The 17188-nt window shown below is 48.7% G+C and carries 12 protein-coding genes; 2 read left to right on the forward strand and 10 right to left on the reverse strand.

The window, feature by feature from the left end:
* Window positions 1–362 precede the first annotated feature (362 nt).
* The 8 genes from V7Z60_RS01035 to V7Z60_RS01070 form a co-directional block, all read right to left on the reverse strand.
* Entirely contained in the window at window positions 363–1661 is a 1299-nt protein-coding gene (locus V7Z60_RS01035) for an adenylosuccinate synthase (protein ID WP_334115651.1), read from the reverse strand.
* 224 nt (window positions 1662–1885) lie between these two features.
* The gene (locus V7Z60_RS01040; RefSeq protein WP_334115653.1) at window positions 1886–2185 is read right to left on the reverse strand and encodes a hypothetical protein; all 300 of its coding nucleotides are present in this window, start codon (window positions 2183–2185) and stop codon (window positions 1886–1888) included.
* Window positions 2186–2350: 165 nt separating this feature from the next.
* On the reverse strand, window positions 2351–3643 hold the full coding sequence (locus V7Z60_RS01045) for an NCS2 family permease (protein WP_334115669.1): 1293 nt from the start codon (window positions 3641–3643) through the stop codon (window positions 2351–2353).
* 216 nt (window positions 3644–3859) lie between these two features.
* On the reverse strand, window positions 3860–4099 hold the full coding sequence (locus tag V7Z60_RS01050) for a hypothetical protein (protein ID WP_334115655.1): 240 nt from the start codon (window positions 4097–4099) through the stop codon (window positions 3860–3862).
* Window positions 4100–4397: 298 nt separating this feature from the next.
* Window positions 4398–5324 carry a cysteine synthase A gene (cysK, locus tag V7Z60_RS01055; protein ID WP_334115657.1) on the reverse strand — a complete coding sequence of 309 codons (927 nt, stop codon included), beginning with the start codon at window positions 5322–5324 and terminating at the stop codon, window positions 4398–4400.
* 14 nt (window positions 5325–5338) lie between these two features.
* Entirely contained in the window at window positions 5339–6175 is an 837-nt protein-coding gene (locus V7Z60_RS01060) for a homoserine O-acetyltransferase/O-succinyltransferase family protein (RefSeq protein ID WP_334115658.1), read from the reverse strand.
* 600 nt (window positions 6176–6775) lie between these two features.
* A complete protein-coding gene (gene codA, locus V7Z60_RS01065) occupies window positions 6776–8011 on the reverse strand; it encodes a cytosine deaminase (RefSeq protein WP_334115659.1) in 1236 nt (411 codons plus the stop codon).
* A 2-nt stretch (window positions 8012–8013) separates the two neighbouring features.
* The gene (locus V7Z60_RS01070; RefSeq protein ID WP_334115660.1) at window positions 8014–9372 is read right to left on the reverse strand and encodes a cytosine permease; all 1359 of its coding nucleotides are present in this window, start codon (window positions 9370–9372) and stop codon (window positions 8014–8016) included.
* A 202-nt stretch (window positions 9373–9574) separates the two neighbouring features.
* Between V7Z60_RS01070 and pepF the strand changes: the two genes are divergently transcribed.
* Both pepF and V7Z60_RS01080 read left to right on the forward strand, forming a co-directional pair.
* Window positions 9575–11368 (forward strand): oligoendopeptidase F, encoded by a 1794-nt coding sequence (gene pepF / locus V7Z60_RS01075; RefSeq protein ID WP_334115662.1) that lies wholly within the window; start codon window positions 9575–9577, stop codon window positions 11366–11368.
* Between the two features lie 173 nt (window positions 11369–11541).
* Window positions 11542–12984, forward strand: coding sequence for an amidase (locus V7Z60_RS01080; protein WP_334115664.1), 1443 nt, complete (start codon window positions 11542–11544; stop codon window positions 12982–12984).
* 32 nt (window positions 12985–13016) lie between these two features.
* On the opposite strand, the gene V7Z60_RS01085 is transcribed toward V7Z60_RS01080, so the two are convergent.
* Window positions 13017–13208, reverse strand: coding sequence for a hypothetical protein (locus V7Z60_RS01085; protein ID WP_334115666.1), 192 nt, complete (start codon window positions 13206–13208; stop codon window positions 13017–13019).
* A gap of 111 nt (window positions 13209–13319) precedes the next feature.
* Window positions 13320–16511 carry an SEC10/PgrA surface exclusion domain-containing protein gene (locus tag V7Z60_RS01090; RefSeq protein WP_334115667.1) on the reverse strand — a complete coding sequence of 1064 codons (3192 nt, stop codon included), beginning with the start codon at window positions 16509–16511 and terminating at the stop codon, window positions 13320–13322.
* Window positions 16512–17188 lie beyond the last annotated feature (677 nt).

Genomic DNA, 17188 nt, shown 5'->3' on the forward strand with positions numbered 1-17188 from the left:
ATATTTGAATATAATAAGCCAGTATCTATAATCAACATAATAAAAAATTAAAAAACTGTTTGCCTCCGCTTTTCAGTATTTGCCCGTAAAATACAGTCCCCGACTGCTCCTGTCATCGGAAACCCGGTTCCTGCATGCAAAAAACCGGATGACTCGCAGGTAAACTGCAAATCATCCGGTTTTTAAATTTGAGGCATAGCTTTTTCCATTCTCTTACAGCCTCTGTAATTTCCATTAATCAGCATCGCCTAAGGCAAAACCGCTTTTGCGAAATCAATCGCCTTGAGGAATGCCTGAATCCGATTATGAATCAGACGCATTTTTCAGATTATGCCTCAAGATTCGTCACAAGACAATCGCGACTAAATCTGTGCCCAGACGTTTTCCAGGACGTTCGTCTGGTCGCGGTCAGGTCCGACTGAGAACGTTGATACCTTGACGCCGACGAGGTCCTGAATCCGATGGATGTAATTGCGGGCATTTTCAGGAAGGTCTTCCAAAGTCCTGCACTTGGTAATGTCTTCCTTCCAACCCGGCATCGTTTCATAAATCGGCTTGCAGGCTTCAAGTTCCTTCAAGCTTGCAGGATAATGATAAATCTTTTCGCCATTCAATTCATATGCGGTACAGATCTTGATTTCATCAAGCCCCGTCAAAACGTCAACGCAGTTCAGGCAAAGGTTGGTCAAGCCTGAAACGCGCTTCGAATGACGCATGACGACCGAATCAAACCAGCCGATTCGACGCGGACGCTTCGTGACCGTTCCATATTCGTGACCGGCTTCACGAATGAAATCGCCCGTTTCATTTTTAAGTTCCGTTGGGAAGGGACCGTCACCGACACGAGACGTATAGGCCTTGCATGCACCGACAACCTTGTTGATCTTGGCCGGGCCAACGCCTGAACCGATCGTAACGCCGCCTGCAACCGGATTGGAGGAAGTAACGAACGGATATGTTCCCTGGTCGATGTCAAGCATGTTGCCCTGTGCACCTTCAAACAGGACTCTCTTGCCCTCATCAAGCGCATCGTTCAAGACAACCGACGTGTCCGTAACGTACTTCTTGATTTCCTGACCGTATTCAAAGTATTCTTCAAAGATGTCTTCGAACTTCAACGGTTCGCCGTCATAATCATACATCTTTTCAAACAGACGGTTCTTTTCTTCAACGTTGCGCTTCAATTTTTCGGCAAACGTTTCCTTGTCCAGAAGATCGGCAACGCGAATGCCGACACGGCCCGCCTTATCCATGTAGCAAGGTCCGATGCCCTTATTCGTCGTTCCTATTTTGTTGTCCTTCTTTGACTTTTCCTGCAGTCCGTCAAGAATGATATGATACGGCAAGATAACATGAGCGCGGTCTGAAACGCGCAAGTTGTCAGTAGTCACGCCATTTTCATGCAAATAACGCAATTCTTCAACCAATGATTTAGGATTCAGGACGACCCCGTTGCCGATAACGCAGATTTTTTCAGAATAGAAAATGCCTGATGGGATCAAACGCAGCTTATATGTTTTACCATTGAACGCAATTGTGTGACCAGCGTTGTCTCCACCTTGATAACGTGCAATAACTTCAGCATTCCGGCTCAGGAAATCAGTAATCTTACCCTTGCCTTCATCGCCCCATTGGCTACCTACAACTACAACTGATGACATATATATATCCACCTCATGTTTCCTTAGCTCTGTATTTGCTGCAACAACAAACTGCAAGTCCTTCTCGCCGTTTGTCAACCTTGATAATTGTAACAAGTAGAAAGCTATTTTTCAAGCAAACCGCGAAGATTATAAAACGAATTAATGACAATGGCTTTCTATACCGAACATTATTGGAAACTTCCAGCCTTTTGCGACGGCATTCCTTTAATTTGTACGGGTTTTCAATCCCATGGATCATAGCGGTGAAACGGCAGAAGCGATCTTTCGCGCGAAAGTTTTTCCATTTTCCTTAAAATGCACGCCGCCTCATCTCCTATGGTAATTTTCTGCTTCAAAACGGCTTCGTAAATTGCCCGTACGCATTTGTCCATAATCGTTTGCGGCGCAATCTGCCTTTCTTCCAGGTTCTTCCTTCCGTATGCGATGATTTGTTCAATCCGGTCATTCTTAGGTGCATATGCTGCATCAAATTCAGCGATATATTCATTGGCCAGTTCGGCGATTTCCCTGCGTGACTTCATCGTATGCCTTCTTTCTGAAATCTTTTTCTAACTTGAGTATACCCGTTAAATTCGATATTGAAAATATTTCCCGGGAAATATTTTTCCCAGACAACACCTGCTCTTTTACCGATGACGAAAAATCTCTGCCGCACGAAGCCGACAGAGATCTGAATGTTTTTATGATTACTTGGACGGCAAGACGTTCAGCACGTAAAGCATGACGATGAAAACGAAGAACAGGGCAATCACAACCGGATTAAGCTCCTTCCTGCGGCCGGCAGCAATCATCGTAATCGGGTAGATTAAGAATGCAAAGGCAAAGCCATATGAAATGTTATATGTCAAAGGCATTGCAATAACCGTCAGAAATGCCGGCAAGGCGATTTCAAACTTGTCCCATTCGATTTCCCTGAGCGACTGCGCCATCAAGGCACCGACGATAATCAGGGCCGGTGCAGTGACTTGCGTCGTCACGACTGACAAAAGCGGTGAGAAGAACATGCCAAAGCCAAACAACACAGCAATGACCAATGAGGTAAAGCCCGTACGTCCGCCGACGGCAATTCCAGCTGAAGACTCAACGTAAGCAGCCGTTGGCGTCGTTCCCATGACTGAACCGGCAAGCATTGAGATGGAATCTGCCATTAAGGCCTGACCAATCCGCGGCATCTTGTCGTTTTTCATCAATCCCGCCTGCTGGGCAAGTCCGATCAGTGTTCCTGCCGTGTCGAAAAATGCCACCAACAGGAAAACCAAGACAACCGCCCACATCTGCGGAGTATTGACGTCGCCCAGATGCTTGATGCCGACCGCAAACGTCGGCTTCATGCTCGGAATGGACGACACGATATGTGCCGGCGCCTTGATCAACCCCGTCACAAGTCCCAGAATCGCAGTTGCAACGATGCCGATGAAAATTGAACCCGGAACTTTTCTTGCCATCAGCAATGCCGTAACGAACAATCCAAAAATCGTCAGCCAGGTTGTCGGGACGGTCAGTGATCCGAGCTGAACAAGCGATGATTTGCTTGCGACAACGAGGCCGCCGCCCTGCAGGCCAATGAAGGCAATGAACATGCCGATGCCTGCGGCCATTGCCAGTTTAAGATTATGCGGAATCGCATTGATTACGATTTCGCGGATTTTAAAGAATGTCAGAATCGTAAAGATAATCGAAGCCACGACAACGCCGGCAAGTGCAGTCTGCCACTTGATTCCCATCGCCAAAACGACTGAATAGGTAAAGAATGCGTTATCACCAAGTCCAGGAGCGATTGCAATCGGGTAATTGGCCAGAAATGCCATCAACAGACAGCCGAGAATCGCAGACAGGGCCGTTGCCGTGAAAACGGCTCCCTTGTCCATTCCGGACGCACCCAGGACGCTGGGATTGACAAACAGAATATATGCCATGGAAACAAATGTCGTAATTCCTGCCAGAGTTTCCTTCTTGACGTTTGTCCCTAATTCTTTCATGTGAAACTGCTTTTCAATCCAATTGAGTTTCGCTGAAGAAGAATTTTCACTGCTCAATAGTAACACCTCTATCTTAATAATTACTAATCAAGTATAGCCTAACATTTACAAATTGCAACCTTTAAACGTTCGTGTTTTACCGCAGAAAAGACTCTTTTACCGCTTCCATCCTTAATATGTCAATGCTCTGTATTCATAAAATTTTATTATTATTTTTCATTCGGTAAATTCCATTTCCGCAATCGACAATTCAAGCTCCTCAATCACGCGGTTATCATCAAAAAAACGAATCCAATCCTCAGAACTGTTGTATTCATCAGGAATCGTTCTCTTCAGCCGTTCCTCGAGATTTTCAACAAATTCCCTGAGATATTTTTCCGTTTTCCGCCTGAGCTGTGCTTCGTTGTACCGCTTGGCCGGCTGCCTCTCATCATTTATTTCCTGCAGATGCGCCAATATTTTTTTCCCGAACAAATCCAGTACGTTTGAGTTGTCTGAAAGATATTCGGCAAGTTCGTTCGTGTTGATAATAATCCCTTCTTTTTACCATTGATATTAACAATTATACAAACTTACATTCGTTTTGTCTACAATTGAACGAACGTATTTTCTTTTTTAGAAAACAACTCTGCAGTCACATCGATTCAAAGACGGCTGACGCCAGAAATTGCCGGAATCCTTTTGAACTATGCATTTTATAAAAAAACAACCGAACCCCGCAGAACCGGTTTCGGTTGTCCTTAAATTCTAAAAATCAATAATCGAACAGTTCCGTTGAAAGATAACGGTCGCCGCCATCGGGTGAAACAGTGATGACCTTTTTCCCCCTGCCGAGCTTCCTGGCAATTTCGATTGCGCCGTAAATATTTGCGCCGGCAGAAATTCCCGGAAGGAATCCTTCCTTATGTGCAACTTCGCGTGCCGTCCTGATGGCTTCATCACTTGGAACCTCGATGATTCCATCATAAATCTGCCTGTCCAGGACTTCCGGAACAAAGCCGGCGCTGATGCCCTGAATCTTGTGCTTTCCGGCAACTCCGTCCTTCAGCACCGGTGATTCGGACGGTTCGAGCGCGTAAACCTGAATATCCTGGTCAAGCTCCTTCAAGGCATGCCCGATGCCGGTCAAAGTACCACCGGTTCCGACACCGGCAACGAATGCGTCGGGAAGGTCATCCCTGCCGAACGCTTCGATGATTTCCTGACCGGTTTTCTGCTCATGAACGTCGGGATTGGCCGGATTCTCAAACTGCATCGGCATGAAATAGCCGTTTTCTTCAGCGAGTTGCGTTGCTTTGGCGATAGAGCCCTTCATTCCTTCAGCGCCCGGAGTCAAAATCAGTTCCGCACCGTATCCCTGCATGAGCTTGCGACGCTCAATGCTCATCGTTTCAGGCATCACGATGATCAGATGATAGCCTTTGGCAGCCGCAACCATTGCCAGTCCGATACCGGTATTCCCCGAGGTCGGTTCAATGATCGTTCCGCCTTCCTCAAGTCTGCCCGCCTTTCTGGCAGCCTCAAGCATTGAAAGCGCAATGCGGTCCTTGATCGAGCCTGCCGGATTGAAGAATTCAAGCTTGACGTAAACGTCTGCCGCATCTTCCGGAACAACGTGGTTAAGCTTGACGATCGGTGTCTTTCCAATGAGTTGATCAACTGAATCATAAATTTCTGTCATATTCCTTATCCCCTTTACTGAGTACAAACTTTCTTTAAACGGTTTTCTTCTGCCTGTTTCAGCCAGTTTTCAAAAAAGTGCCGTTGGGCTTTTTCCCAGCCGAAACGTGTCCCTGTCATTTTGACGGGATCATCATAATAATTGGCTGCTTTTGCCAATACGGGAGCGTCTTCGGGATGAGCCTGCAGTTCGCGGTAATATTCCTTGTCAAGGGCATCCCGGCCATACTCAAGATGCGAAAACAAGAACGTCTGTCGTTTCTTTTCTGCCTCGGCCAGAAAAAGATGCCCGGTCTCGGATACCGAAACAACGGAAAGTTCCGGAACATCTCTGACCTGACTGCATGAGAGCTCCGCATAACGCGCATGAGGCGCCAGAAAGCCATCGGAAAGTCCATCAAGCAAAGGAGAATTTTCTAAAATCACCTGAGGATAGACTCCGAAAAGCTTTTGATTCAACAAATACTTATCGACGCCGTAAAAATAATTGGCGGCGGCCATTGCGCCCCAACAGACGTAAAGCTGCTCGATTCCTTCAGTGCTCAAACAATCAAACAGCTCCTGCAGTTCGCTGATATATGTGACATCATCGAAGTCCAGCTTTTCAAGCGGCGCACCCGTCACGATAAAGGCATCAAGCTCTCTGACCCTGTTAAGGTCGAGCGGCTGCGACATTCGGCGAACGTTTTCCGGAACTTCTCTGTCCTGATAATGCATTACGGGATAGAACCAGGTGAGGTTCACCCGACAGTCTTCCCGTGTCAGAACGCGTTCGAAACGTCGCTTCGTATCTTCTTTATCGTGCATCAGATTAAGCACGCCGATTTCTAAAACGTCGTCTTTCTTACGCATGGCTTCCATCCTCTCTTTGAAATTAGCAGACAGTTTGCTTACTTTTTGTCTGTTAATGGAAGTATACACGATTGTCATTCAAAAAGCCAACGAAAACTACTCGAAAACATCCAAGAAATTGACTGGTTTTTTTGATGAGGATGGCACTGCATCTGCCGGGGGACACATGAATAATCCGTCTTTGGCGAAGCTGCCCGTCAGCATGAAAAATACAGTGCAGCGGCAGCAATCGATGTCTTGAATTTTGCAAAATCACTGCGGCATTTCTGAAGCTTACGGGCAAATCCCTAAAATCACTGTTTTGCCCGTAATCGTGAACCGGAATTTACGGGCTCATGACCGCTCGGCTCCACACCTTGCATAATCGGGTTCTGCCTCGCATTCACCCTATCACAAGCAGTGACTCCCTGGACGAGTTTCACTCGCCTTCGGTCGTCCTCATGCTTGTGTACGGGCTCATGACCGCTCGGCTCCACACCTTGCATAATCAGATTCCAGCTCACAGCCCCTCCGCCTAAGAAGCTCTCACTTGGCAGGATGACCTGCCGTCGTGCGAGCCTCCTTAGTGCTCAGGGGCTGAACGCTCGCTTCCACACCTTGTTAAAAATTCAGTCTCGTCTCCCTCGGCTTCGTCTCGGCCAGAACCCTGCCGTGCCTGATATTATACAGAACCTCAGAATGATTCATCAAAACATGATAGAAGTCGCTTTCGTTCAGCAAGATGCAATCGGCCGGCTTGCCGACCTCTATTCCGTACTCATCAGCGATATGAAGCGTCCTGGCGGCATTTTCAGTCACGAACTTGTACGAATCCTGAATCTGACCATATCCCATCAGGTGCGCAGCGTAAACACCCATGTTGACCGAATCGAGCATATTGCCGCTGCCAAGTGGATTCCATGGATCCTGAATGTCGTCTTCACCAAACGAGACGTTGATGCCGGCTTCAGAAAGCTCCTTGATCCGAGTCAGGCCGCGCCGTTTAGGATAAGTATCGAACCGGCCGCCAAGGTGCATGTTGACAAGCGGGTTGGAGACAAAATTGATCTGAGACATCTTCAACAGCCTGAAAAGCTTGTATGTATAGGCATCGTTATAAGATCCCATTGCTGTCGTATGACTTGCGGTAACGCGCTCGCCAAGCCCGGTTTCATACGCAAGCGTGGCCAGGACTTCCAGATTTCTTGAAGCGGGATCATCGATTTCATCACAGTGGACGTCAACCAGACGCTCGTACTTCTCGGCCAGACCGATCAGAAATTTGAGAGAATCACGGCCATAGTACTGGTTGAACTCAAAATGAGGGATTCCGCCGATGACGTCAGCACCCTCCCTGACGGCCTGTTCCATCAGTTCCTTGCCGTTGGGAAACGACAGGATGCCCTCCTGAGGAAATGCAACGATCTGAAGGTCGACGACGTCCTTCATCTCCTCCTTGAGTTCGAGCAGCGCCTGCAGCGCGATCAAATGCGGGTCGGTCACGTCAACGTGGCTTCTGACGTGCTGAATCCCAAGCGCAATCTGCTTGCGAAGTGTTTTTTCTGCGCGCTCCCTGACATCTTTGATTGAAAGAGACTTTTTTCTTTCGGACCAGATTCTGATTCCGTCAAACAAAGTCCCGGTTTCGTTGAATTCCGGCTGTCCTGCAGTCAGCGTCGCATCCAGGTGAACATGCGAGTCGATGAACGGTGCAAGCAGCAGGCACCCTCTGCCGTCAATCACCTCTTCATCTCCGCGGGCCTCGATGCCGGCGGCGATTTTACTGAATCGGCCATCAGTAATCTGAACGTCCTTAAGTTCTTTTTCGTTATCTACATGAACATTTTTAATAAGCATAATCAACACTTGCCTTTCTTATCCTTGAAAACCATCAATCCATAATAAAGCATCCCGCTCAAAATCATCGTCAAGAACGTTGCTCCGATCGTCTCCATCAAAAAGCCGACCTGGCGCAGGGCGAAAAAGAGCGCTACGCCGACGATCCATGAAATGAGTGCTGCATAGTTCACGCCGTTTCGGTACCAGTATTTCCCGTTCGTTTCAGACAGCGCGTCAACATCGTATCTGCAATGTCTTCTGAAATAGAAATCAACGACGATTACACTGATGATCGGCCCCAGAACCATTCCGACGTAGTCTAGAAATGCAGTGAATGCATCCAGAAAGCTGCCGACGACCATCGGGATGAACGTGACGAACGTTGCAAGAATCGCAGCAATCCAAAGCGAGTGCCTGAGCTTCAATCCGGAAAAAATATTTGAAATTGCAGAACCGGCTGCCATCAGGTTCACTGCATTTGCCGTCATGCTCGTGATGATGATGACCAGCAGCGCAACGACGCCAAGCCCCAACCGGCTTGCAATCGTGCTTGGATCCGAGTTGTTGGCATCATAGACACCTGACGTGATTGCAATGCTGATTGTTGAAACAAGACCGATGAACGCAAACCAGACAACGCCGAGCAATGCTCCGATAAACGGAATCACCGTTGCGGCATGCTTTTTTGACGTAAAGCGCGTAAAATCAGCTCCCGCAGTCACCCAGGCGAGGTTGAACGCTGCGACCGCATCAACCGCAGCACCCGTCGCAAGCAGATTCTTGTGCGGAACCTGCCACGAAACGATGTGAGAAAACGGAACTGTTCTGAAGACGACGACCGATTCCCAGATCATGAAAACAAAGACCAGGACGATGCCAATCCGTTCAATCATCTGAACCGAGCGCTGGCCGCTTGCAATGCTGATGATGTGCAGGATGCTCATTACCAGAATTCCGCAAACGAGGCCCCTGGCTCCTCCCGGCTTGCCGTAAACGGGCCACTGCAGCAGATCATGCAGCAGATAGCTGACTGAAGTTGCCGCAATAAACGTATTGACCGCCGTCCAGCCGATAAATTGCGTCACGTTGACGACTGAAGGCAGGAAGCTGCCACGAATGCCAAACGAGGCCCGACTCAGTTCCATCGTCGAAACGCCCGTTCTGTAGCCGATATAGCCGATCAGGCTCAAGAACAGATAAGACACGGCAGACGACAATACCAGAACCTTCATTGCGACCGCAAACCCGCAGGCCGCAATGACGCCGCCGATAAACCACGTTCCATTGTTGGCATTGGCCCCCACCCAGGTTGCAAACATGTCCCAGTCGGAGGTCCTCCGCGCCTCCTTCGGCACGCTCATTACTTGATTTTTTTCCATAACAATGCCTTCCTTTAAATTATCATTTTAAGTAACGATATCATTACTTCACGCCAAAGACAACCGGTGCAGTTCATCTCTGATGACATGTTCATGTCACCATCAAGGCGCGGTGCATGAGCATTTTTATAGACTTTGAAAAATTTGTCTGCTATGATTTTCTTGTTATTTTTGACAAATACATAATCATGGGGGTTTTATCATGGGTTTACCTGACAGAAAAGACGTTCCCACGCAGCAAACCTGGGACGTCGGCGTTCTTTACGAAAATGACGACGCATGGCAGAAAGACATTGAAGCGGAAAAAAAGGCACTGGAAGATTTCTCCAAGTATGATCAAAAGCTGAACGATCCTGAAACAATCATTGCCGCACTGGACGATCTGGGCGAGATGGAGGTTCGCATGGATCTGCTTGGCCATTACGGCTTTCTGCAGCAGTCGACAGATATGACGGATCCGCACTACAACCAGCTTCTGCGGATTCTTGACCAGCTTGACGCCGACTACAATGCCGGGCTTGCAAAATACAGAGCTCAGATCATGGACAACGACAACGGGCTGCTTGATGCCGTTGCAGAAAAGCGTCCTGATCTCGGTGCCGCCATCAGGGAATTCAAGCGCATCAAAAGGCATCGTCTGAGCGGTGAAGTCGAAGGCGTGCTCAGCTCGCTCGAACCGACGCTTTCTTCGTTTGAAGGAATCTATACGACATGCCGGGCAGCCGACATGTCATTTCCGGACTTTGAAGTCGACGGCAGAAAATACCCGCTGTCCTTCGTGCTTTATGAAAACAGCTACCAGTACAATCCGGACCACAAGGTGCGTCATGCAGCATTCAAGGCATTCTCAAAAGTTCTGAATCAGTACAGGAATACCGTAGCTGCCAACTACTACGCACAGGTTTCCAGGGAAAAGATCATGGCAACCATGCGCGGATACGACTCCGTATTCGATTACCTTCTGGACGATCAGGAGGTTCCGCGCGAATTCTTCGACCGTCAAATCGATGTCATCATCGAAAAACTCGGTCCCGTAATGCAGAAGTACGTCAAGCTGATCCAAAGGGAGCGCGGACTGGACAAGATGACGTTCGCAGATCTTCAGATTGACCTCGACCCTGAATTTGCACCGAAAGTCCCATTGGACAAAGCACCGGAATACATCTCCGATGCAATCAAAATCATGGGACCGGAATACCATGACATGATCATGAAATGCTTTGACGAACGCTGGGTCGACTTCCCGGCCAATAAAGGCAAGGAAACCGGCGGCTTTGAAACGACGCCATATGGAAAACATGCATATATCCTGATGTCATGGACCGATGAAATGGCCGACGTCTACACGCTCGTTCACGAACTCGGACATGCCGGGCAGGAAATGCTGACGAACAGAACCAACCATCCGCTGAGCTGCGGGGTTTCAACATACATCGTTGAAGCACCGTCGACCTTCAACGAACTCCTGCTGACCCATGCACTTGAAGAAAAGAGCCGGGACAAGCGCATGCAGCGTTTCGCCCTGACAAAAATGCTGACGAACACCTACTATCACAACTTCGTCACGCACCTTCTGGAGGCAGCCTTCCAACGCGAAGTATATAAGCTGATTGATAACGGAGAAGGCTTCGACGGAGACCGGCTTTGCGAAATCAAGAAAGACGTCCTGAAGAAATTCTGGGGCGATGCGGTTGAAATCGATGATGACGCAGCCCTGACGTGGATGCGCCAGTCTCATTACTACATGGGACTTTATTCATACACCTATTCGGCAAGTCTGACGATTTCGACTCAGGCTTATCTGAAAATCAAGGAACAGGGCCAGCCCGCAATCGATGCATGGCTCAGATTCCTGAAATTTGACAAATGCCCTTCACCAATTGAAGCAGCCAGAATTGCCGGCGTTGACATCACGACCGACGAGCCGCTGCAGAATACGATTAAATTCCTGGACGAAACGGTCGACAGGATTGCCGAACTGACGAAAGAACTTTAATCTGCTCAAGATGATGAAAACACCGGATGAAATTTGCAGTTAATTGCAGTCTCATCCGGTGTTTTGCGCATGCTGGAACCTTTTGCGGGAAAATCCTGGAAAACGGACTTCTTTATGTTACAATATTTTTTGTAAACCCATATCACAAAATCAGTTAACTAAAGGAGCCTGTCATGGAATTTGATGCCACTGAAATCGCCAATCTGATCAAAACAAAGAAGCTGTCGCCAAAAGAAGCCGTCATGAACGCTTTTTCCGAAATTGAAGCAAAAAACGGACAACTGAATGCGGTCGTCAGTCTGCGTGAGGAAAAGGCTCTTTCCGAAGCCAGTCGCTGCGCCGATTTTGACAGACCTTTTGCGGGGGTGCCGATTTTGCTGAAAAGTCTCGGCCAGTACCTTGAAGGGGAGCCGGCAACCGATGGATCAAGACTCTTCAAGGATGCCAAGGCGACTCAAACTGATAATTTTGTCAAAGCGCTGCAGCAGGCAGGCTTCATCATCATCGGACAGTCGAACGCACCGGAATTCGGCTTTACCAACGTCACCGATTCCGAATTATACGGGCCGGCACGCAATCCCTGGAACCCTGAATTTTACTCGGGCGGTTCTTCAGGCGGGGCTGCTTCCGCCGTGGCTTCAAGAATGGTACCGGTCGCTGCAGCAAGCGACGGCGGCGGTTCAATCAGAATTCCGGCATCTTTTACCGGCCTGATCGGACTGAAACCGACACGGGGCAGAACACCGGTCGGCCCTTCTTCATGGCGCGGATGGCAGGGAGCCTCCGTCTCATTTGCCCTGACACGCTCAATTCGAGACACCGCCCGCATGCTTGCCGCCGTTCAAACGGTTCAGCCACCGGCTCCCTTTCAGACACCGCTGCTTTCCTTCAATCCTGAAGTTCCGTTGCCGAAAAACTGCAAAGTTGCCTTTTCATTAAATTCGCCCGTTCACACGAAAGTTTCAGAAGACGCAAGGGAAGCAGTGCTTTCGGCCGTGCATTTTCTGGAAGAGCAGGGCTTTGAAGTTGAGGAGGCAGAGCCGAAACTGGACGGCACTCAGCTGATCAGGGACTATTATCTCGTCAATGACGTCGAATCAGCCGTAATGTTTTCAAACATTGAAAACGCACTTGACCGCAGGCTTGAAATTGACGACATGGAACTCATCAGCTGGTGCATCTGTCAGGCCGGCATGGACGTCAAGGCAACGGACTACAGCCGCATGCTCGCAAACTGGGATCGGGCAGCCTTCATCATGGACTGTTTTCTTGAGAAATACAGTTTCTTCCTGACCCCGACAACGGCTCAGACGGCACCTGAAGTTTCACATCAGTTCATCGATGAATCAATGCGGGCAAGAATGCGCCGAATCTCCGAGCTTTCTTCACGTGAACGGACCGACTTGGTTTATGAATTCTTCATGCCGAGCCTTGCAGCAACCCCGTTCACTCAGCAGGCAAATCTCATGGGCAACCCGGCCATCAGCCTGCCGGTGCACGTTGCTTCAAACGGACTGCCGCTTGGCATCCAATTCGTTGCCAAAAAAGGCCGGGAAGACCTGTTATTGAAAATGGGCAGGCTGTTTGAGCAAAACGATAAATTCAAAATAATCTGAAAAAAAGGATGTTTCACGTGAAACATCCTTTTTCAGCTCAACTTAATCAAAGCCCCGAGCGTCACCAGCAGCCCCAATGAAAACAAGCTTACTTTTACGGCAATAACCGAAACATTTTCAAAAATCTCCTGATTTCCTTCAAGTATGGCCGAGAGAAACTCCCTCCTGATGCCGATTGAAAGGCACATTGAAACAATACCTGAAATAATTACCGCAAGCCACATTGGCCTCCCCCCAAGCTCTCAATTTAATCTTTTTCTAATCATATCATCATTTCAGGGCTTTTACTACCAAAAAGGCCGGAAAACACTTTCCGACCCTCGAAATTATTTTACTTATACACGCTTCCTTTTGACTTCTCCCAGTCCGAAGACCGAAAGCAGAACTGCCAGAAATCCCAATCCTGCAGCGGATGCGTCTTCTTCATCGCCTAAGGCAGGATATGCTTTCTTGTCACCGCCTTGTTTACCACTGCCTTGTTTATCATTGTTCTGCAGAATCTGCTGTTGTGCTGCAACCTGTTCTTCAAGCTTCGATGCGCTCAGCCTGCGTTCGGCGTCAGCTGCTGTCTTTCTTGCATTTGAAAGCAATTTCCCGGCATTTTCCAGTTCCTGCAGGCTTGCGTTATATTTTTTGAGTGCTTCTTCATAGGCCTGCTGCTTGTCTGCTGCTTCCTGCCTGGCGTTTTCCAGGTTCTTTCCTGCATCTTCCAAAAGCCTGCCGGCATTTTCCAAAGTCTTGAGCTTGTCTTGAGCCTTTTCCAACGCCTGCTGCTTTTCTGCCAGAACTTTGTTGGCAAAATCAAGATTGTCCCTGGCCTGTTCGAGATTTTCTTCAGCCTGCCTGAGACCGGCCTTTTTTTCTTCAAGAATTGCCGTTTTCTGATCAAGCTTTTGCCTTGCCTCTTCAAGCGCCCTGCTCATTTCATCAACCTTGCCTGCCGCAGCCTTCTTCAATGCGTCAAAATTTGCAAGCTCGTAGGCAATCTTTTGCAATTCCGCTTCGGACTGCTCGATTTCTTCCTTGATCTCAGCCAGACTGGCGGTTGCCTGCTCAACCTTCTGACCGGCCGCTTCAACATTTGCTGTTGCCTGTTTCAAGTTTTCAGCCGTCAGTTTCTGAGCCGTCCCGGCTGCCGTCAGTTCGACCTGTGCTTTTGTCAATGCCGTCTTCTTCGCTCCCGCTTCCTGTTTGGTTTTTGCCAGATCCAGTTCTGCAGCCTCTTTTGCGTTTTTAGCAGCTTCAACCTTCTGTTCCTGCTTTCTTCGAACTTCAGTCAAATTATCAAGTTCGTTTTTCAGCTCTGTATTTTTCGCCTTTGAAGCGTCTAGTTTCCTGACGCTTTCATCGAGACTGCTCTGTGCCGTCTTGAATGAGGCGTCCGTTGCCGTCTGCCCGGCAACAGCATTTGAATACTCCGTCTGTGCCGCATTGTTTTCAGTTTGTGCACTGCTCAATCTGGCCGCCGCCGCATCAAGTTCACTTTTGGCCTGATCTGCCTTGGCCTTTGCTCTTGCCAGATCCTGCAGAGCCTCGCTTAGAGCCGTATTCGACGCTTGAACCGATACCGTTTCAAGTCCCTTGATCGGTGTCACGTCAGGAGTCAGTCCGTCGTTGTACCCAGTATGGATGAAGAAATGCGATGCCCCCATCGAATCGATTCCGAGGCCGACGCAGCGTTTGGTCTCATCAATGAAATTATACAGATGTCCCCAGGCGCTGCCGGCATCACCGAACATCATCCCCATAATATCGCCGTAAATGTTTCCCTTGAGCATGTCCATCGTAAAATATCCATACTCCGGCAGATTCTTGTAGATGTTGATTACGTTGACGTTCTTGCCGTCCTGGTAAAACGAAAGGCCAGAGCCCCAGTTTTCGCCGTAGTCATCCATCCAGTACTTGTAGGCCGCCCTGGTGATCGCATCGACATAGTGTCCCTTGCCGTCCCAAATGCTCCAGTTCTCATCAGAATAACTCTGCGCAATGTCTGCGGCCGCATTCATGTCAACGCGCATTGAGATCATGTCGGTCTTGATTCCCCACTGTCTTCTTGCATCGTTGATCAGGTTCAGCGCATAAATCATCAGTTCATCATAGTCATCTTGAGTAATGTCTTGAAGGCTGCTGAATTTTTTTGAAGAATCGTTTACGATCTTGTACTCGATTCTTCCGTCAGAATAGTAGTAAAGCTGATAATTGTTCGTGTAAGGATTCGGATTGTCCTTGTCAAACTGCGTGTAGAACTTGTTTTGGAATTCTGCAAGCTCCTTTTGATAAGCGACCTTTTCAGCTGCGCTCATCTTTTTGAGTTCGTCTTCCGTTTTCCAGCCGTTGACCGCCTTCTTCCAGTCGGCAACGTTGATCTTAAGCGTCCCCTTCATCAGCGAATCAAGCTTGTTCTGCGCTTTTTCCTGCTCCCTGGCGGCATCATCATAAGCTTTCTTCTTAGCTGCGTATTCCGCCTGGATCTTTTCAAGTGCGGCCTTGGCAGCATCAGCTTTTTGCTTTGCTTCCCTGACCTTTGAATCTGCCAGGTCTTTTTCGGAAACGAGCGCCTTATACTCCGAGAGCACTGCATCATAAGCCTTTTGTGCATTTTCAAGCTCGGCTTTGGCTTTGACGAGTTCCTTGTTCAGATTGTCCGTCGTCAACCCTTCAAGCCTTGCCAAGGCATCCTTATATGCCTGTGAGGACGAATCAGCTTTTGACTGGGCATTCTGCTGTTTTTTACCGGCAGCATCAAAATCTTTTCCGGCCGCATCATATTTCTGCTGAGCATCGTTTAACCTGTCTTGAGCAGCCGCATCTTCGGAAACAGCCGCATCCCTTTGGTCATCAGCATCCTTTTTTGCCTGATTTGCCTTGTCCAGTGCCGTTTCTGCCTTGGTCAGTTCATCTTTTCTCGACGAAATTCCTGCATTCAGCTCATCTTTTCTAGCGTTCAGCCGGTCTTTGTCCAGGGCTTCGTTCTCTCTTTGAGCCTGATCTTTATTCGCCTGTGCCCGGTCAGCTTCTGCCTGAGCCTTGTCCTTGTCTGCTTTTGCCTGATCATGCTCCTTTTGTGCCTGATCTTTTTCATTTTCCCTGTCAGCTTGATCTTTTTGGGCTGAATCTGCCTTCGACTGCGCATCATCCAGCTCCTTTGAAGCATTGTCAACGTCGCCTCTGGCTGCAGAAATCTGGTCTGATGATGCTTCGTTCCGTTTCTGCTGATCATACTTTTCCTGAGCATCCTTTACAGCCGCAGCCGCCTGGTTCTTTTCTGATTCGGCCTTGTCCAAATCAGCCTTGTCAGCATCATTTTCAGCCTGTTTTTCATTGAAGTCCTGCTGTGCAGAGTTCAATTTCTCGTTTGCCTTCATGGTTTCTGATTCAGCCTGACCTGACGTTTTGACGTCATTTTTGGCAATCGTTTCGTTCTTTGCGTTTGTTTCAATCGTGTCAGCATTTGCGACCGAGCCGACTGCTCCTGTTCCGATAACCACTGCTGCCAGTGCAGCAGCGGATGCAGTTGTTTTCTTCATGGCTACATCCCTCCTCTTATCGTTAAATCGGTCCATTTCTGACATCGCTAAACAAGCCGAAAAATATCTTCTTGAAAAATTCAATCCAAATGCATATTCAACTTGCGCTGAAAAATTCCCGGTTTCGTTTGGTCTGTTGAAATGCCGGACAAAGGCGGCCGATGAGCGACTGAATCTGTGCGGTATTCTTTCAATTCTGAGGCATGAAAGCCTGATTTTTTTACAAAATGCAGTGCTGCACATGCCTGCTCAATCAGGCAAGGTGTGGCGCCGAGCGCTCATGAACCCGTACACAAGCATGAGGACGACCGAAGGCGAGTGAAACTCGTCCAGGGAGTCACTGCTTGTGATAGGGTGAATGCGAGGCAGAACCCGATTAGGCAAGGTGTGAGAAGCAGCGGTTATGAGCCGTAAGCTAAGCTTCTGTCTGACGCAGGCGAGCTTGCCTCGTCCAGGAAGACAGTGCTTAGCTCCAGGCGAATGCTGCTTCGAACCCAATTCAGGCAAGGTGTGAAGCCGAACGCTCAGCCCCCGCGTATCCAAGGTGCACTTGCGACGGGTAAGCTCGTCTTGCCCGAGCAAGGGTGCTTGGGACAAGGGGGTTGTGAGGCAGAACCCGATTAGGCAAGGTGTGAAGACCAGCCGCTTAACAAGGCGGTAGATAAGGAGGGGTGCGA

Origin of the sequence: Ligilactobacillus sp., assembly GCF_036846325.1 — a bacterium.
Classification (GTDB): domain Bacteria; phylum Bacillota; class Bacilli; order Lactobacillales; family Lactobacillaceae; genus Ligilactobacillus.